The following is a 17,788-nucleotide window of genomic DNA, read 5'->3' as shown; positions in this document are numbered from 1 at the left end:
CCAAGCACGCTCGTCCAGCGAGGGCCGCAGGTCCTCAGCCACAGGACGCCTGCCTGCTGATCGTCGCGTAGGGAGGTCAGCAGGTCCCGGGCCCAGTTGTGGATCTCCCTGCGTTCGCGTCGTCCGGGTAACAGCATGTTGTCCCTTCGCCGTCAGGGCATGACCGCTTTCACCGTTGTCACCCTCCGGGGCGAGTCTCCTTCGCGGCGGCGAACCGCCGGAGCGCGTCGAGGGCCGACAGGCCGTAGACGTCCTCGACCGCGTCGGCCAGCAGGTGGCACATCCGGAACCTGTCGAGTGGGGTCAGGCCCATCCGGGTGAGGTGCAGGTAGGTGTAGTTGAGCAGCACCCGGTAGCGCAGGAAGCCGGGGTCGGCGAAGACCGCCTCGTGGTAGGCCGGACTGTCGAAGATCAGGCGCTGGAGCTCGTTCGGTTCGCGCCGCGGCACCGGCAGGTCGCCGAGTCTGGCCTCGAACACCTCGCCCGGCCGGGTCGTCGGCTGGACCAGCCGGCCGTCGTCGATCAGGGCGCCCGCCCGGCCGCGGTACCGCTCCAGTAGCGCCGCCCACTCCCGCGCGAACGGCGCGGGCGGGGCGGCCGGGTCGTCGAGCGCGGCGACGACGTCCCGCACTCGCGATGTCAGCGCCTCGCGCCGCTCACGGAAGTCGCGCTCGAAGGCGGCCCGGGTGGCCTCGGGGTCGGCCGCCCAGGTGATGAACCCCTCCGCGTGCATCCTGTAGGAGAGGTAGCTGCGGGTGATGGGGTGTGAGGTGTGCGCGACGGTCAGCATGAGGGTCATCGCCAGGCCCAGTCTGCTGTCATCACCCCCGCGCACATGGTCGAGCATGGCGAACAGCAGCGGCGTGCTTTCGGCGTAGAACGAGGTGAGCAGGTCGACCGCCTCGTCGCTGCCGAGGATGTGCCGCCGGGAGTCGTACGTCGCGTCGCGGATGGAGTTGTCGGGCGGCCACGGGGTGAGCGGCCCGTGCTCCTGCTCGCGCACGGCGAGCAGGCGGTGCCGCGTCAGACTCTCGTCCGGGTCGAGCACGGTCGTGGAGGGATGCCCGTGCAGGTAAGCCCCGACGACCTGGTCGACGCGCGGGCGCACGACCTCCTCCCACAGCCGGGGCGTCGCCTTGACGTTGATCCGCACGTGGGGGCCCTGCCTCCAGTGCCGCAGCACGTACGCCGCCTCCACCTGGCCGCGCAGTCCTTCCAGCAGGGGGCGTACGGCGTCGAGCAGCAGCCCGTCCTTGTCGGGGGCGTGGTAATAGACGTGGACGCAGTGCCAGATCGGGGCGTCCTGCGTGGGCGAGCCGGTCAGGGGGACCACCTCCTGGAGCCGGCCAGGCCGGCGAGGTCGGTGAGGGCGCGGGCGACGAGGAAGGACACGTGGTGCTCGGTTCCCGCGCGCAGCCCCAGCCGGTTGTGGAACAGATGGGCGCATCGCAGCAGGATCAGCGGCACCGTGCGGCGCTCGGGCGGCACGGCGGTGGCGAGGAAGGCGTGCGGCGAGCCCGAGTCGGACGGCCTGCACCTGCCCGCGGCGTGCAGCGCGTCGAGGTCGTCGCGCAGTGCGCGCACCGACGACGCCCACGTGCCGAGCAGGCCGCCGGCGGAGTCAGGCAGATCAGCGCGGCTCGGCAGATCCCACAGCGCGCGGGTCTGGGCGAGCAGGGCGTCGCGGCGGCGCAGCCAGTCGTTCTCCCCGCCGGGGATCTCGGGCCGCCGGTCCGCCTCCCGGATGGTCTCCGCGAACGCGCGCGCGGCGGTAGGCAGGTCGGGCTCGCAGGCCGCCAGCGCGATGGTGAGCGCGGCGAGCCCGATGGCGGCGCGCTGCTCCATCCGCGCTCCCGCTCTCAGCACGTCGAGCGCGAGCGTGCTCGACACCGTGAAGTGCCGCTCGGCGGCGGCGACGCAGGCCGCGTCACCGTAGGCCGCGTGCTCGGGCCGGTAGGCGGCAAACTCCACCGAGTCGGCGGGGCGCAGCCGGTCGTCGTACCGCTCGCGCCGCTCGCCCCGGGCGACGGCCGCCGCGAAAGCGCGGTACGCCTCCAGATCGACCGGGGGAGATGGGTGCGCGGCGAAGTGGGCCGCCGCCCGCTCGCGCACGAGGCGGTGAACGCGGGAGACCCGCGAGGGGTCCGGAACCTCAAGCCGCAGCCGCACGTGCTGGCCGCCCTCCCAGTAGCGGAGGAAGAAATGGCCACGCGCCGTCCCATCCGAAACCAGCTCCCGGACCGCCGGGTCCACGACCCCGGTGACCAGGGCGTCGAGGTCGCCGAAGTGGAACAGATGGGCGCTGACCCAACGGTCTCCATCCTGCGCGGCGGCATCCGTCCGCGTCGCCGTCATCGGACCGGCCTCGCCGACAGCTGGACGACGTACTCGGTGACCCGTCTCCCGGTGCCGTACAGGGGGGCGTCGGCCGGGTCGGGCAGGGCCTCCTCCAGCACCACGAGCGATCCGGGGTCGCGCAGCGAGCGCACGAACCCGGCCAGCAGCAGCATGTCGGTGACGTCGACGTACATCGGCTTGCGGTCCTTGCTCAGCAGCCCGACCAGGAGGCCGTCCCCGAGGCCGACCACCCGGGCGAAGAAGCGGCGGGGAACGCCGTGCGTCGCCAGCCACCCGGCGAGCCGCGGCAGGTAGGCGGCCTCGCTTTCGCCCTTGGCGGGCACGGGAAAGTCGCCGGCCCGCAGCCGCCAGGCCGCACGGGCGAGCGTCACCCGCCCGACGTCCATCCGCGGCCACCGCTCCACTTCGCCCTCGGCCGGCACGTCGCCGCGGGTGCGGAAGACCCAGCCCGGCACCATGGCCGTGGACGGCTCGCCGAAGGCTCGTACGAGGAACTGCAGCCACGGCGGCAGCCAGTGCTGGGCGGTCATCCCCAGGTGGACCGGCCGGACGGTGCGGCCCTGTCCGTCGAGAAGGGCCAGCCGGTCGCGCCCGGCGTCGTAGCCGACCGCGAGGTGCGCGGGCGCGAGGGGCGGCAGGTCGTCGTCCCCCGGCGCGAAGGGGTAGTCGAGTGCGAGGTCGGCCGTCGCGGGGCGCACGTTGAGCCCGCCGCCCACGAGTCCCCGGCACTCCGCCACCAGCACGTCACCCTGGTCGGCCCGCAGCTCCGCGGCGGGCGGGATCTCCCCTCCGGCCAGCGCGACCAGCCGGTGCAGCCGCGACAGCCCCCGGCCGTACCCGGCGGAGACCGAGTTGACGACGGCGCGCACCCCGTTCGGCCCGTCGGACACGGCCTGCAGGTAACAGCAGACCGACCCGGGCGGCTGGACGAAGCGCGGCCACGAGGCGGCCACCTCGACCAGGCGGGCGGCGGCGGCCTGGACCGTCGCCTTCCGCGCCGAGGGCCCGGCCCCCATCAGCTCCCAGAACCCCCGCCGCAGCTCGGACAGCTCGCGCAGGCCACGCGGGGGCTCCTCCCCGGGCACCGCGCGGGGGACGGCGACGGGGTTGCGCAGCATTCCGCGCAGCAGCGCGCCGCCAGCCCCCGGGGCTCCGGAGTGAATCTGACGGTAGAAGTCCAGGGCGGGGATCCGGGCTCCGGGGCCGTGCAGATCGAGGAAGAAGGCGGTGGCCGCGATCTTGACGGGCAGGTCGGGATCGAACAGGCCCAGCAGGCGGCGTACGGCGTCGAGGTCGTCGAACACGTGCCGCCAGGCCGTCGCGTTCAGCCGTCCCGCGACGCCGGGGATGACGGCGCTGTGCCAGAGCAGGTTCCTGTCGGGCAGTGACGGCCCGGCCGGCAGCACCTCCACCAGCGCCTCGCGCGCTACGGAGGCGGGGTCTGAGGTCTCCTCGTGCGGCATGCCGGGCGAGGAGTCACCGGCGGCCTCCCGCAGCGCTTCGGCGATCCGGGCGACCGCCGCCGCGTGCGGCGCCGCCGCCCGGCCCTCGGTGAGCCAGGACGCCAGCCGCCCCACCGGATCGGCCGCCTGCTCGTCGTACGGCGGGACCAGCTCCAGCAGCCCCGCGTCGACCAGCGGCTCGATCCCGGGCGCCTCGATGAGGGTGGGGAAGGGCCGCCCCCGGACCCAATCGAGGGCCTGGCGCACGGCGGGGCCGGCGGCCACGCTCGACAGCGGCTCGTCGGCTCCGGGACCGAGGAACCAGATCCGGCTCCCGTCGTCGGCCGCCGACGGGTTGACCCGCAGCCGCACCCGCTCGCGCACGGCCCGGTGCCGCGTGAGCGCCGACCACAGCGGGCGCAGGACCGCCCGGTCGAGCTCGGCGACGACCTGCCAGGACGGCTCGCCGCCGCTTCGCACCGCGGGCCCGCCCGCCGTCCACCGGCCGAGGCCGCTGAGGGTGAACGTGGCGTACGGGCTGGTCTTGACCGTCACCCTGGCGACGTACCTGGCCAGGCGCAGCAGCTCCTGCCGATCCGGCGGGCGGTCCGCCGGACCCGCGAGCCACGCCTCGAGGCGGGCGGCCAGCACTGGGCTGCCCAGAGCGAGTCCGCGCCGGAAGGCGGGGTCGGCCACCACCTCGCGCAGCAGGGCCGTCTTCTCCCGGGTCTCCTCCGCCAGCAGGGCGGGCAGTGCGGCCCGCAGCGTGTCGGCGTGGTCCCTGCGTGCGGTCCACTCCCTGATCCGCTCGGCCAGGTCCCGGGGGAGAGCGGCCATCACCTCGGCGGAGACGGCCCGGCCGGACGGCCGGCGTCCGGTGAACACCGCGCGCCGCAGGGCGACCAGCCCCGCCTTGCGGGAGCCCGCCCCCGTTCCGCCGATCACGTCGTGCAGCGGGCCGGACAGGTCGGCGCCCTCCCGCCGCAGCCACGCCGAGACGTCCGCGAGCTCGTCCACGACCTCCCAGGTGCGGGTGCAGCGCAGCCGGTCGAGCCCTGCCAGGGGCAGGCCCGCGACGCGTACCGCGAAGATCGGCGACACGGCATAATCTCGACCGGCGAGCCGTGCGGGACCGCCGCTCTCGGTGACGGGGGCGGCATGCGCCAGATGAGTCAAAGGAACGCGCTCCTCGTGTGGGTCGCCGGGGGCCGAGGGCGCCCGTGCCGTGGGCGCCCTCGGCCCTGCTGCTCGTCTCACCGGCGGCCCAGCGGGGTCACCGGTCCTGATCGCCGCCCGCGGCTCGCGGCCCGGGCGCCGCGGGGCTTACGCCTCCGGAGTCCAGCAGCTGGTGGCCGACAGGTAGGAGGAGCAGTAGCCGGCGGCGGAGGAGGCGCCCGTCTCGACGGCGCCGTGGCCCTCCGCCACGATGGAGTCGGCGGACAGCACGTCGATGGAGTCGACATCGAGGCCGCGCAGGTCGAGCTTCAGGCTGTCGTTGGACATGTTGCGTCTCCTTTTGAGATCACTGCTTGCCGTACTGTTTTCCGCTTGCCGTACGGCCGTGCGCCGGAGGGCACGGCGTCATCCTGTGGGGGGCCTCACCTCCTCGTGTGAGCCGGCCGGGATCCCGCGGGCCACGAGGGGCCCGCTGGTCAGGGGCGTGCCCATCGCCAGGAAGGACAGGCTCCGCAGCGGAGTTCCGGCGATCCCGAGCACCTCGTCGGTGGTGTCGTTCGCGCCGTCGGAGTGGATGCGCGCGGCCAGGCCGAGGGCGGCGGCGGCCAGCGCCGCCCGCTGGGCGGCCAGGCCCGCCTCGGCCTGCTGAAGGCGGTACCAGCGGTCACCGAAAAGGCCGGCGCCAGCCAGGGGATCGCCCACCGGGACGAGCACGGCGGCCGCTCCCCGCAGGGCGGCCCGGGTGTTGCCCAGCAGGCGCCCGGCCGTCACCGCGGGCACCGGGTCCTGGCCGGCGGCCTCGTGCAGCACCCGCCGGTCGTGGTCATACCAGTACGCGCCGCGGGGCAGCCCGTGCACACGCAGGGCCAGCAGGCACAAGGCGGTCGCCGCGAGTCCCGTCCCGGCCCCGGGCAGGTCGGCGGGGTAACCACCGCCCGCGGCCGCCAGGATGGCGCCGAGCTCACCCGCCCGCAGGGGGACCGGGCGGTAACCGGCCGGCGGGGACGCGCGGCGCGGAACCCCCGTCGCCAGGCACACCCCGGGCTCCGGCTCAGGGACGGGGATGGCCGGGCCGATCCCCGGGGGAGGGGCGGGCCTCAGCCGGGTGGAGGAAGACGAGGACGCGGCGCCGCCGGCCGTGCTCGTCCGGTGCAGAGCGGCGGCGGGGCCGTCGGGCATGGGCAGGGGGAGCGGCATGCTCTCCCGGGCCGCCTCCCCGAGTGCCTCCCGGGTCGCCGGTCGCCGTGTGCTCCCGCAGCCGGGGGTCCGCGGGACTTCCCGGCTGACGAGAGAGTCGCGTGCTCGGGGCAGCGTGAACGTGAGCACGGCCATCGCGGCCTCCCGCGCGCCGTCGAGCCCCAGCAGGCGGTCGACCTCCTCGTCCGGGAATCGCAGGTGCGCCCGGCCGGTCACGCGCAGCCGTCCGGCGACGGCGAGCGCCTGGGCGATGAGCACACCGGTCTCCTGGCACATCAGGCGGTAGCCGAAGTCGCCGTACTTGAACATCGACCGCCAGAACACCGCCGACAGCACGAGCGTGACGTCCGGGTCCGGCGCGTCCGCGAACAGGCCGGCGAGAGCCGGGGCGTGGTCGCCCTCCCGCACGCGTTCCAGCGCGTGGTGGACCGGGTCGTAGTGGTACAAGGCGGCGGGCAGGCCGGGAACGCGGCGCTCGCCGGCCGCGACGTACGCCTCGATGGGGTAGAGCCCGCCGCCCGACGGCGCCGGGCGGCCGAGGAGGAACATGGGCGGCTCCCTCAGCGGGTCGCCGAGGTCGTCCATCGGGTGGAACCACACCACCCTGGCCATGCCGAGCAGCTCCCGCAGCAGCTCGCCGACCAGGCCGAGGGCGGTGTCGTCCCGGGTGGCCCAGGGCAGGACGACGCGCTCGGCCCCCGGGTAGCGCTTGTGCCGGGTCGGGGCGTTGGCCCAGTCGACGGACAGCGGGCCCCGGTCACGCATCGCGGCCAGGTAGCGGCGCGTGGCGTCACCGGGCGCGCTCGTCGCCGTGATGCCGTGCATCCGGTCTGCCTCGCTTCCTTCGTCGGTGCCGGTGGGGCGCGTCATGGGAAGGGATGGGGGTGTGGGTTGAGGTCCTCGGGCCGCAGGTCGTCGTCCCGGTAGCCGAGCAGCCGGGGCAGGGACAGCAGCCGCGGCAGGCCGTGGACACGCCGGTAACGGTGCCCGAACGTCATCGGCATCGCCCCCGGCACGATGACCTTCGCGCCGGCGAAGCCGCCCGCCCGGGCCTCCGCAGAGGTGATGTCGACGGCGACCACGTCGAGGCCGCTCGCCAGGTAGCGCCCGGCCAGCTCGGCGAGGTCCGCGGTTAGGTCGTCGTGCTCCGGCCAGCCGAGCCGGGCCGTGACCTCCGGCACCGTCAGGGCGGGCCCGTCGACCGGCAGGAAGCCCAGCCGCCCGAACGCCTCCGGGTGACCGTAGAGCAGGGGATGGTGCTCCAGGAGCCGCACCTTGCCGGGGTCGGCCGCCAGCCGGGCCGCCTCAGCCGGGTCGTACCGCTCGATGTGCCCCGCCAGCATCGGGCCGAGGTCGTCGAGCGCCCGGCGCAGCGCACGCTCGGGCATCAGATCGGCGGCGGTTCCGCACAGCGCCCGCGGCCGGTCTGGCCGTCCCGTCGCCTCGACGGCCATCACCCAGAACACCGGCACCCGCTGCTCCAGCATGGCGGCGAACGCGTGCACGTCGTAGCCCAGCCGATCCCGTACGCGCTGGGCGATCATGGGGATGCGCCGGTCGTCCGCCGACGCCAGGTCGACGCGGGGGATGGGCATCCGGGCGTACCACGTGGTGAGGAACGCGTCCCGCTCGGCCACCTCGAGCAGGCCGTGCAGGATCGCCTCGGCGGGGTGGCCGCCGAGGGCGCACCCGTTGGAGCACTCGTAGGCGAACCCGCGGTCCTCCGCCGGCCGAGGGCCGAAGTACGCGTAGCTCTCCGGCACCAGAACCGGCTCGTCCCGCTGGAACGAGTACGCCCACACCCACGACGTGGGCCGCTCCGGCCGGAAGCGGGTGAACCAGAAGTCGGGCTGGTCGTACCAGTCGTCGGGGTAGAGGCCCAGCGTCCTCGGGTCGAGGGCACGGTCGGCGATGTCGTCGTACGCGGCGCGCACGACGGTCCGCCGCCCGCGCGGATGGATGCCGGCGATCCGCTCCAGTGCCTCGGCGACCGCGGTCGCCCGCGCCGAGGCGAAGTCGTGGCTGCGCCCGTACCCGTGGTGGCTCTCGTGGGTGGTCCGCGCGGGGCTGAGCCGGGCGACCGCCATGGCGCTGCCGCCGCGCTCCTCCGCGACCAAGGCCTGCACGATTCCGGTCTCGGCGTCGACGAATCGCCGTTCCAGCTCGTCGGCCCTGCCGCTGATGCCGCCGACCCTGAACGCCCCCGGATGCGCTTTCGGCGCCGGGGCAGGGACGTAGCGGCCGGCGTCGGGCCCGTCGTCCGGCCGGTCGCCGCAGTCCGGGCAGAGCGGGTCGGGCAGGAACAGATGACGGCGCACCGTGCCGGTCGGCACGTGCACCCTGAGCAGCGCGCCCGTGGTCCGCGCGGACGCGGGGTCGCGCCGCAGCCGGTCCACCTCGTCGGCCACCAGTGCCGCGACCGCTTTCGCGACGAGCGGCGTGAGGAGGGCGCAGGGCCGGGTGTCCAGCTCCGTGCCGTACCGCTCACGCAGCGCGTCACGCCCCAGCGCGTCGGGCCGGTTGCCCCTGCGCCGCCGTTCGACGCAGGTCGGGCAGCCCGGCAGCGGCGGGCGTGCCGCCGGGCCGACCAGCACCCAGCCGGCGTCGACCCGGACCGGCAGCCACGGCACACCCTGCTCGGCCGCGCGGCGCGCCACGGAGGGATACGGCCGGGTGTCGTCGGCGTCGCTCGCGACGACGATCGCTCCGCCGCCCGGACCGGCGGGTCCCGGAGCTGTGACGGCCGCGCGGATCGCGGCGCGCAGCCTGCCGGTTCCCAGCACGGTCACGAAGGCCGGCGACTCGGCGAGCGCGCTCGTCGGCGCGTTCTCAGCCCTCAAGGAGCACGACCTGTGTGACGTAGGGGAGCAGCCGCGAAGCCTCGGGATCGCCGCCGAGCGGCACCGCGACCGGCACCCTGCCGGTCGCGCGCAACGCGCCCGCCATCAACCGCACGGCCTCCGCGGGGTCCCCTGCGGGCGCCCAGAGGGGACGGGCCCCGGCGTAGGCGCTCTGCCCTTCGGCCCGGGACTGCCAGCGCAGCAGCAGCCGTTCCAGTCCGTCCCGCAGTGCGGCCGGTGCGGTGGCCGCGGCCGACACCAGGACCGGCCCGCCGGGAACGGTGAAAGACAGGGCGGGTACGCCGAGGACGGACGTGTGGTCGCGCACGTCCGGTCGCTCGCCGGCCAGCGTGAGCTGCCGCGCCAGCGCACCAGTGAGATCAACCGGTACGCCCGCTTCCGCCGTCGGGTCCTGCCGCAGGCGCGCGGCCAGCAGGGTTTCGCAGTGGGTCCGCAGCCCGGCGGCTACCGCCTCGGCCCAGCTCAGACCCGCCCCCGCGCCGTCGGCGGACTGGAGCGCCCCGGCTCCGGCGAGGCGCAGGGCGGCCGTGGGCACCGGGCGCGTCCGGCCGTCCGGCAGCTCGACGCCCCACAGGACGTCCTCCTCGTCGGCGTGAGCGGCCGGCCCGGCGGCGAGGACGCCGTAGGTGGCGAGCGCGGCGAGCAGGCAGCGCAGCCGTGCCGTCCGCCGGTCCTCGCCCCACCCGACGACCCGCGGAGGCGGTGTCCAGCGGGGCAGCGCCCCGAACGGGTCGGAGACGGTCGCCAGGCAGACGGACAGCGGGTCCTGCGCCAGTCCCCCCTCGTCCAGCATGCCGAGGAGGCCCAGCCGGGAGTCGACCACGTCCTTCGTCCGGTCGAGCAGTTCCCCCGCGTCGACCGCGTCGACCGCCGCCGGCGACAGCACCGCGTCCCGCACCGCCTCGGCGCGCGGGGCGGCCGTACGGGCGCCCGCGCGGGGATGGGGGACGAACCGGTGCGGGACGGCGTCGAGGTTGCGCAGATCGACTCGGGTGAGCTGGAGCTTCCGGCTCGTGCCGACGGCGTCGAGGCCGGTCAGATGGGAGAAACAGGCCAGGGCCAGCATGGAGGCCACCACCGCGGGCACCGGGCCCACCAGCCAGTCCTCGCGAGAGCGGGGCGGGGGCACGGCGGGCAGGGCGGCCAGCCGGTGCCAGCCCGACTCGACAGCCGTCATCGAGGGCCTGCCGACCTGGCCGAGCCACACCTCCGCGGGGCGGACGAGGGCCTGCCCCAGGACGACTCCGGCCGCCTCGCAGGCGCGGGCGCTCGTCACGAGGGTGTCGATGTCCGTGCCGACCTGGAGGACGACGTCCGCGTCCCGGGTTAGGGCGCGGGGATGGTCCTCGGCGGAAACGGCGTGTATTTCCTGCCGCGGATCGCGGCGGGCGCGGTCCGCGGCCTGGGCGACCGCCTCCGTGTCCGGGCATATCACGGTGATCCGTTGCCAGCCCGACCCGGCGCACGCCTCCAGGAGTGCCACCAGCAGGGGACCGTCGCCCGCGAGGACCAGCCGGGAGCGGCGGAGCCGCTCGAACCGCCACTCGGGGGAGTCGAGTACGTAGCCGATGAAGGCGATCTCCTCCGCGTACGTGCGCCGCTCGGCCTCGGTCAGGCCGTGGGGCCGCACCTGCCGGGCATCGACGACGAACCGCTGCTCCGCCAGCCGGCGCACCAGGCCTTCGACCATGTCGCGCTTGTCATCCGGCAACTGCGCGGTCAGCTCCGCCAGGCTGTGCCGCCCGGTGAGCACCGGAGCCAGCCTGCTGAGCCAGGCGTACGCCTGGCGGCCCCGCAGCGTGCACGATCCGTAGTCGCTGTGGACGTACACCCCCTCTGGACATTCGACGAACCGAACGTCGTCCCGCAATCGCGGCCGTATCGCCCTATCGGGCCGTGGGAGCGCTCCCATGACCTCGATATTAAGATCGAATGACAATTAAGTAAAGTATGTGTTGATCTTTTCTGTGCATCCGTTTCCGTGTACGATCCCCAGCTCCCGACTGCATCAGGTTTCGGGCAGTGACCGGAAACATGATTTGCTTCTCTCCCCCGAAGAGGCCGTACACGAGCCTTGAACCTCCCGTCGGGGGAGGTCGTACCGTTGCGTTGCGCGCATCACCGGGGCAGGCGACCCCGGACGGCGCAGGATCGTCGGCGAGCCGGCGCGGGCGACCGGGACGACCGACCCCGCGCTGGGGGTTCTTGGCCGCTCTTGGCGAGGTGTTCTCGCAGACCAGGCCCCAAAGATGCTGGTTTCAGCCCCGGCCCGACGGCGCGCCGTGCACGCACCCCACCTCCTCGGCCGGCTCAGACGGCAGCCCTCGGTTCGGATAGCTTGCGAGAATTACCCATCTCCCAAGTGATCCGCCTGACGGCGTGACGCAACGGATGAGCAGTTTCTATTTTCTATTTCCAGAAAATCAGAAAGTCGCTAGGCTGGGCGGCCGTGACGAGCTCCGTGACCATCACCGCGTGCAAGCACTGCGGCGCGCCCATCGAGCAGCCGGTACGGCGGGGCAGGCCGCGGGAGTACTGCCCGGACGGCGACTGCCAGGCGGCGGCCAAGAGGGAGCGGGAGCTCCGCCGTGCCACGCCGGGCCTGGAGGGCGCGCTGGCGCGGGTGGAGGACCTGTACGAACGCATGGAGAAGGGCCTGGCGGCGGCGATCGAGCCGCTGGCGCGGGTGCTCGCCGAAGAGCTGAGCCCGGCGGGAGTCGAGGCGAAACTGAGCGCGATCCAGGCCGAGGCGCACACGAGCGTCGCCATCGCCCGCGCCGAGCGCGAGCAGGCCCTGGAGCAGGTACGGCTGGCCCGCGAGGCCGCCGAGGAGGCACGCCGGGAGGCGGAGGAGGCACGCCGCCGGACGCAGGAGGCCTACGCCGAGCGCGACACGGCCTTCGCCGACGCGGAGACCGCACGCGAGCAGGCCCTGGCCGCGCTGCGGGAGGCGGCGAGCACGGAACGCCGGGCCAGGCAGGAGGCCGACCAGGCCACCCGCCGGGCCGAGATCGCCGAAGCCGCCCGCGAGCAGGCCGTACGCGAACTGGCCGAGCGGGTGGACCGGGCCGCGGCCGACGTGCGGGCGGCGCGGGAGCAGGCCGAGCAGGCCGTTCAGGAACGCGACGCGGCGCAGGCCGACGTGCGGGCGGCGCGGGCGGAGGCCGAGCTGGCCCGCCGCGCGCATCGGGAGGCCGAGCAGGCCAGCGCCGCCGCGCTGGCCCGGGCCCAGGCGGCCGAGGCCGAACGTGACCGCGCGGTCGCGCGTGCGGAGGCCGAACGCGACCGGGCCGTGGCGCAGGCCCACGACGAGCGTGACCGGGGGCTGGCCCGGGCCCAGGCGGCCGAGGCGGCCCGCGAGCAGGCCGTCGCGGAGGCCGCCCGGCTGCGTGCGGAGGCGGCGCAGTCCGAGGCACGCGCCGGTGCGGCGGACGCGGAGGCGACCCGGGCCGGGCAGGACGCCAGGGCCGCGGCGGGGGAGCGGGAGCGCGTCCAGGCGGAGCTGACGCTGGAACGGGCACGACTGGCCGACCTGCGTGCCCAGCTCGACGTGGCCCGGGCCGAGGCGGCCCAGCTGCGCGAACGCGCGGTCGCGGCCGAGCTGCGGCTGCGCCGGGAGACCGCCGAGCCGCCGCCGGCGACGTGACGGCGCATCGTCAACTCCTCCGCCGGGCGGAAGCGATCACGTGGCTGGGAAAGGACTCGACGGGATGATGCCCGGGCTTGTAGTTTGCAGGTGCCCGTGACACCGCCCGAGGAGGTGAGACCCATGAACGCTGTATCGATGTGGGTGCTCCCCCTTCCCGTCACGGTCGGGCGATTGACGTAGGTGTCGCCGGGAGCGCCTCGCCAACAAGGCACTCCCGAAAGGCAACACCTATGGACTCTCAGTTCACCGCCGAGCCGTCGTCGAACGACATGGTCGAGCGCGACTCCACCGTGGGGGACGTCCCCGGACCCCGGTCGCCGGCCTCCGGCGCCGATCGCGCGCCCCTCATGTTCGACGTGATCATCGCCGGGTGCGGGCCGACCGGTGCGATGCTGGCCGCCGAACTGCGGCTGCACGACGTGCGGGTGCTCGTCCTGGAGAAGGAAACCGAGCCGAAGTCGTTCGTCCGCATAGTCGGTATGCACATCCGCAGCCTCGAGCTGATGGCGATGCGCGGACTGCTGGAGCGCGTTCTCCGGCATGGACGACAGCGTCCGGCGGCCGGTTTCTTCGCCGCCATCCCCAAACCCGCCCCCAAGGGCCTGGATTCCCCGTACGCCTATCTGCTGGGCATCCCGCAGCCGGTCATCGAGCGCCTGCTCGAAGAGCATGCGCTCGAACTGGGTGCGCAGGTCCGGCGCGGTTGCGCGGTCGCCGGTTTCGAGCAGGACGACGAGGGGGTGACCGTCGAGCTGGCCGACGGGGAACAGCTGCGTTCGCGCTATCTCGTCGGCTGTGACGGCGGGCGCAGTACGGTCCGCAAACTGCTCGGCGTCGGCTTTCCCGGCGTGCCCTCACAGACCGAGACGCTGATGGGCGAGATGGAAGTGGGCGTGTCGCAGGAGGAGATCGCCGCCAAGGTGACCGAGACCCGCGAGACCCATCAGCGGTTCTCGCTCCGGCCCTTCGGCGCAGGGGTCTACAGCGTCGTGGTCCCCGCCGCGGGAGTCGGCGACCGCGCGGAACCGCCCACCCTCGAAGATTTCAAACAACAGTTGCGGGCGATCGCCGGAACCGATTTCGGCGTGCACTCCCCGCGCTGGTTGTCCCGCTTCGGAGATGCCACCCGGCTGGCCGAACGTTATCGGGCCGGGCGGGTGCTGCTGGCCGGCGATGCGGCGCACATCCATCCGCCCATCGGCGGACAGGGCCTCAACCTGGGCGTTCAGGACGCGTTCAACCTCGGCTGGAAACTGGCCGCACAGATCCGCGGCTGGGCCCCGGAAACACTGCTGGACACCTACCAGGCCGAACGTCATCCGGTCGCCGAGGACGTGCTGGACAACACCCGCGCCCAGATGGAACTGCTGTCCGCCGAACCGGGCCCGCGGGCCGTACGCAGGCTGCTCACCGAACTGATGGACTTCGACGAGGTGAACCGCTACCTGATCGAAAAGATCACCGCGACCGGCATCCGCTACGACTTCGGCGAAGGCCCCGACCTGCTCGGCCGCCGCCTGCGCGACATCGACGTGAAACAGGGGCACCTCTACGCTCTGCTGCATCGCGGCCGCGGCCTGCTGCTGGACCGCACCGAACGCCTGACCGCCGACCGCTGGTCGGATCGGGTCGACTACCTCGCGGATCCCACTGCGGCACTGGATGTTCCGTGCGTCCTGCTACGCCCCGACGGCCACGTCGCCTGGATCGGCGACGATCAGCAGGACCTGGACGACCGCCTCTCCCGCTGGTTCGGCAAGCCCGCCGGCTGATCTCGCCTGAACGGTGGTCGTCTCGCGTATACGCGGCGGGAGAGCGGGAGCGCGTAACGCTGGAACGGGCGGGCCGGGCATGCGGGATGGACATTCGTTTCCGTGGCATCGCCGAGCTGGTGGAAGCCCCGTCCGCGGCGGTCGTGTCACGTTCGTGATCACCGGCGAGGACGGGCGCGCCGACGAAGATCTGGCGTGCGCTCAGTACCTCGCCCAGCTTGGGCGCCGTGCCCTCGCTGGCCGGCGAGGCTTCGATCTGACCACCTGTGAGGTCCGGCCCTCGCCATGCGAGAGCCGGCCTCCGGCCCGGCAACCGTGGCGGCCCGCGCTGCTGGAGCTCTACGAGAGCGTCGGCAGGCTGCACGAGGACTGAGTGAACGGATGTGGCGCGTCCACGTCGCCCATGCCACACTAACTGTTATAGAACTCACTCAAGAGTTCTAGAACGATGGGAGAATGGCATGCGAGACGTGCTGCCGTTGCGTGAGCCGGCCCCGCCGGACGGGACGATGGGCGAGCCCCGAGCGCGGGGCCGATTCGGCGAGTACGGCGGACGGTACGCCCCGGAGTCTCTGGTGGAGGCGTGCCGCGAGGTGGACGAGGCGTTCCGGGAGGCCTGGGCGGATCCGGGGTTCCGCGGCGCCCTGGCGCGGCTGCTCGCCGTGCACGCCGGGCGGCCGACCCCGCTCACACCGGCGCACCGGCTGTCGGAGGCGCTGGGCGTACGGCTGTACCTCAAGCGCGAGGATCTCACCCACACCGGATCCCACAAGATCAACAACGTGCTGGCCCAGGCTCTGCTGGCCACCCGGATGGGACGGCGGAGACTGATCGCCGAGACGGGAGCGGGTCAGCACGGGGTGGCCACCGCGACCGCCGCCGCGCTGCTCGGGCTGGAGGCCACAGTGTTCATGGGCGAGCGCGACATCGAGCGGCAGGCCCTGAACGTCTTCCGGATGCGCATGCTGGGCGCCGAGGTGGTCCCGGTCACCACGGGCAGCCGCACTCTCAAGGACGCGACCAGCGAGGCCATGCGGCACTGGGTGGGCGTGACCGGCGACTCCCACTACTGCATCGGCTCGGTCGTCGGGCCTGATCCGTACCCGTGGATGGTCAGGGAGTTCCAGCGGATCATCGGCGACGAGGCCCGCGGGCAGTGCGCCGCCGAGCTGCGGACCGGCGTGCCGGACTACGTGGTCGCGTGCGTCGGCGGCGGCTCCAACGCGGCCGGCACGTTCGCCGGATTCGCCGACACCCGGGCGCGCCTGGTCGGGGTCGAGGCGGAGGGCGGCGCCGGGGCGGCCCGCGGCCGGCTCGGCGTCATGCACGGCTGCCGCTCGCTGTTCCTGCAGGACGACGACGGGCAGATCGTCCAGGCGCACTCCATCGCCGCCGGCCTCGACTACCCGGGAGTCGGCCCGGAGCACGCCCACCTGCGTGACCTGGGCCGGGCCCGCTACGTCACGGTGACCGACGAGGAGGCGGCCGGTGCGGCGGTACGGCTGGCGCGCACCGAAGGCATCGTCCCGGCGCTCGAATCGGCGCACGCCCTGGCCTGGGTGATCCGCGCGGCGGGCGACGGCGAGCTGCCCGCGGGATCGACGGTGCTGATGACGCTGTCCGGCCGGGGAGACAAGGACGTCTCGACTTTGAAGGAGCTGCTGTGACGGACCCCACCCTGGCCGCCGGCGCGGTCGAACGCCACCTGCGTGCCCGCCGGGACACCGGCCGCGGCCTGCTCATGCCGTACGTCACCGGGGGCATCACGCCCGGCTGGACGGACTACCTGCGGGCGTTCGCCGCCGCCGGGGCGGACGCGATCGAGGTCGGCCTGCCCTTCTCCGACCCCACGCTGGACGGCGTCACCATCCAGCAGGCGAGTGACACGGCGCTGGCCCGGGGGGCGAGCACCCGCCGGATCCTCGCCGACCTGTCCGGCGTGCTGGACCTGGGCGTGCCGCTCGTCGCCAGCACCTACTACAACCTCGTGCTGCACGACGGTCCCGAGGCGTTCTGCGCCGCGTTGCGCCGGGCCGGCGTGGACGGCCTGATCGTGCCCGACCTGCCGGTGCACGAGGCGGACGAGCTGACGGAGGTGGCCGCCGCCGCCGGGATCGAGCTGGTCCTGCTGGCGTCGCCGGCGACGCCGCAGCCGCGGCTGGGGGAGATCGCGTGCCGCAGTCGCGGATTCGTCTACGCGGTGTCGGTGATGGGCACCACCGGTGAGCGGGCCGCCCTCGCCGCTTCGGCGGCGGAGCTCGCCGAGCGGATCAGGCGCGTCTCGGACCTGCCGGTCTTGCTAGGATTTGGCATTTCCACCCCGGACCAGGCACGCGAAGCCCGCCGGCACGCCGACGGCGTCGTGGTGGGCGCCGCGGTCATGCGGCGGGTGCTCGACGGGGCCGGGCCGGACGACCTGCGGGCCTTCCTCGCGCCCCTGCGGCAGGCCCTCGACCAGGAGTGTGACCGACCACGATGACCCCCGACGCCGGGCACGAGGCGAGATACCGCGCCATCGCCGCCGACCTCGCCGCGAAGATCCGGTCGGGACACTACGCCCCCGGTGAGGCCCTGCCGCCGCAACGGGAGCTGAGCGCCTCCTACGGGGTGACCCTCATGACGCTGCGCCAGGCGTTGCGGCAGCTCAGCGACGAGAGGCTGATCGTGCAGCAGCCCGGGCGGGGCACGTTCGTCGCCCCGCCCCATCTGGCGTACCAGCTCGACTCCCTCCGCAGCCTGGTCGACGACCTGCGTAAACAGGGCCACGAGGTGCGCACCGCGGTGGCCGGGCGGGCGGTGCGCCGGGCCCCCGCCCGGATCGTCGCGGAGCTGCGGCTGCGTCCCGGCGACACCGCCCTGCGGCTGGAGCGGGTCCGCGAGTTCGCGGGACGCCCCGCCGTACACCAGGTGTCCTGGGTCCGCCGGCCGGTGGCCGACCAGATCCGGGACCGCGATTTCACCGCCGTCTCCCTCTACACGGCCCTCGCCGACGCGGGAGTGACGGTCGCCCGGGCGTCCGAGGTGGTCCGGCCCGGTCTGCTCGACCCCGCCGCCGCCCGCCACCTCCACGAGCCGCAGGGCAGCCCGGTGCTCGTCAGCAGCCGCATCACCTACACCCTCGACGCCACGCCCGTGGTGTCCGACCATGCCACCATCCTCGGCAGCATGATGGAGATCCGCACCGAGCGCGCCGCCACCGGCATCTCTCTCACCTGGGGCGCCACCAGCTGAGGACCTGTGCCGGGCATGCTCCTGCGGACTCTGCACGTCGCGTGAGCACCACGGCTGTCACACCGGGCCTTGGTTTCAGGGATCAGGTCCTTACGCATCCGG

12 protein-coding genes are annotated in these 17,788 nt (G+C 74.1%); 5 read left to right on the top strand and 7 right to left on the bottom strand.

Annotation, left to right across the window (positions count from 1 at the left end):
* Positions 1 to 178: 178 nt before the first annotated feature.
* From HHX30_RS16050 to HHX30_RS16020, 7 genes are all read right to left on the bottom strand, one after another.
* The gene (locus tag HHX30_RS16050; protein WP_169982732.1) at positions 179 to 1,333 is read right to left on the bottom strand and encodes a thiopeptide maturation pyridine synthase; all 1,155 of its coding nucleotides are present in this window, start codon (positions 1,331 to 1,333) and stop codon (positions 179 to 181) included.
* Positions 1,321 to 2,355, bottom strand: coding sequence for a lantibiotic dehydratase C-terminal domain-containing protein (locus HHX30_RS16045; RefSeq protein WP_169982731.1), 1,035 nt, complete (start codon positions 2,353 to 2,355; stop codon positions 1,321 to 1,323). The genes HHX30_RS16050 and HHX30_RS16045 overlap by 13 nt, the downstream gene beginning before the upstream one ends.
* Positions 2,352 to 4,976, bottom strand: coding sequence for a lantibiotic dehydratase (locus tag HHX30_RS16040; protein ID WP_169982730.1), 2,625 nt, complete (start codon positions 4,974 to 4,976; stop codon positions 2,352 to 2,354). Before HHX30_RS16040 ends, HHX30_RS16045 begins: the two co-directional genes overlap by 4 nt.
* Positions 4,977 to 5,123: 147 nt before the next feature.
* Positions 5,124 to 5,303, bottom strand: coding sequence for a hypothetical protein (locus tag HHX30_RS16035; protein WP_169947010.1), 180 nt, complete (start codon positions 5,301 to 5,303; stop codon positions 5,124 to 5,126).
* A gap of 78 nt (positions 5,304 to 5,381) precedes the next feature.
* Positions 5,382 to 7,043, bottom strand: coding sequence for a SagB/ThcOx family dehydrogenase (locus HHX30_RS16030; protein ID WP_169982729.1), 1,662 nt, complete (start codon positions 7,041 to 7,043; stop codon positions 5,382 to 5,384).
* Positions 7,040 to 9,013: a TOMM precursor leader peptide-binding protein gene (locus tag HHX30_RS16025; protein WP_169982728.1), complete on the bottom strand. Its 1,974-nt coding sequence runs from the start codon at positions 9,011 to 9,013 to the stop codon at positions 7,040 to 7,042. The genes HHX30_RS16030 and HHX30_RS16025 overlap by 4 nt, the downstream gene beginning before the upstream one ends.
* Entirely contained in the window at positions 9,003 to 10,865 is a 1,863-nt protein-coding gene (locus HHX30_RS16020) for a hypothetical protein (protein ID WP_169982727.1), read from the bottom strand. Before HHX30_RS16020 ends, HHX30_RS16025 begins: the two co-directional genes overlap by 11 nt.
* 618 nt (positions 10,866 to 11,483) lie before the next feature.
* On the opposite strand from HHX30_RS16020, the gene HHX30_RS16015 reads away from it, so the two are divergent.
* From HHX30_RS16015 to HHX30_RS15995, 5 genes are all read left to right on the top strand, one after another.
* The gene (locus HHX30_RS16015) at positions 11,484 to 12,680 is read left to right on the top strand and encodes a hypothetical protein (protein ID WP_169982726.1); all 1,197 of its coding nucleotides are present in this window, start codon (positions 11,484 to 11,486) and stop codon (positions 12,678 to 12,680) included.
* 350 nt (positions 12,681 to 13,030) lie between these two features.
* Positions 13,031 to 14,455, top strand: a complete 1,425-nt coding sequence (gene rox / locus HHX30_RS16010; protein WP_211592065.1) for a rifampin monooxygenase — start codon at positions 13,031 to 13,033, stop codon at positions 14,453 to 14,455.
* Between the two features lie 461 nt (positions 14,456 to 14,916).
* Positions 14,917 to 16,122: a tryptophan synthase subunit beta gene (trpB, locus tag HHX30_RS16005; protein WP_249350093.1), complete on the top strand. Its 1,206-nt coding sequence runs from the start codon at positions 14,917 to 14,919 to the stop codon at positions 16,120 to 16,122.
* On the top strand, positions 16,119 to 16,934 hold the full coding sequence (trpA, locus tag HHX30_RS16000; RefSeq protein WP_169982725.1) for a tryptophan synthase subunit alpha: 816 nt from the start codon (positions 16,119 to 16,121) through the stop codon (positions 16,932 to 16,934). The genes trpB and trpA overlap by 4 nt, the downstream gene beginning before the upstream one ends.
* Positions 16,931 to 17,686 carry a GntR family transcriptional regulator gene (locus HHX30_RS15995; protein WP_169982724.1) on the top strand — a complete coding sequence of 252 codons (756 nt, stop codon included), beginning with the start codon at positions 16,931 to 16,933 and terminating at the stop codon, positions 17,684 to 17,686. The genes trpA and HHX30_RS15995 overlap by 4 nt, the downstream gene beginning before the upstream one ends.
* Positions 17,687 to 17,788: the final 102 nt, after the last annotated feature.

The organism is Microbispora sp. H10836, from assembly GCF_012999525.1.
GTDB lineage: Bacteria > Actinomycetota > Actinomycetes > Streptosporangiales > Streptosporangiaceae > Microbispora.
The sequence above is the reverse complement of the archived record's forward strand: the minus strand, read 5'-3'. Positions and strand labels throughout refer to the sequence as shown.

Excerpts from the sequence above, each read along its gene's own strand:
- HHX30_RS16045 (WP_169982731.1), bottom strand. The coding sequence starts at position 2,355 with ATGACGGCGACGCGGACGGATGCCGCCGCGCAGGATGGAGACCGTTGG.
- HHX30_RS16035 (WP_169947010.1), bottom strand. The coding sequence starts at position 5,303 with ATGTCCAACGACAGCCTGAAGCTCGACCTGCGCGGCCTCGATGTCGAC.
- HHX30_RS16030 (WP_169982729.1), bottom strand. The coding sequence starts at position 7,043 with ATGACGCGCCCCACCGGCACCGACGAAGGAAGCGAGGCAGACCGGATG.
- rox (WP_211592065.1), top strand. The coding sequence starts at position 13,031 with ATGTTCGACGTGATCATCGCCGGGTGCGGGCCGACCGGTGCGATGCTG.
- trpB (WP_249350093.1), top strand. The coding sequence starts at position 14,917 with ATGCGAGACGTGCTGCCGTTGCGTGAGCCGGCCCCGCCGGACGGGACG.
- HHX30_RS15995 (WP_169982724.1), top strand. The coding sequence starts at position 16,931 with ATGACCCCCGACGCCGGGCACGAGGCGAGATACCGCGCCATCGCCGCC.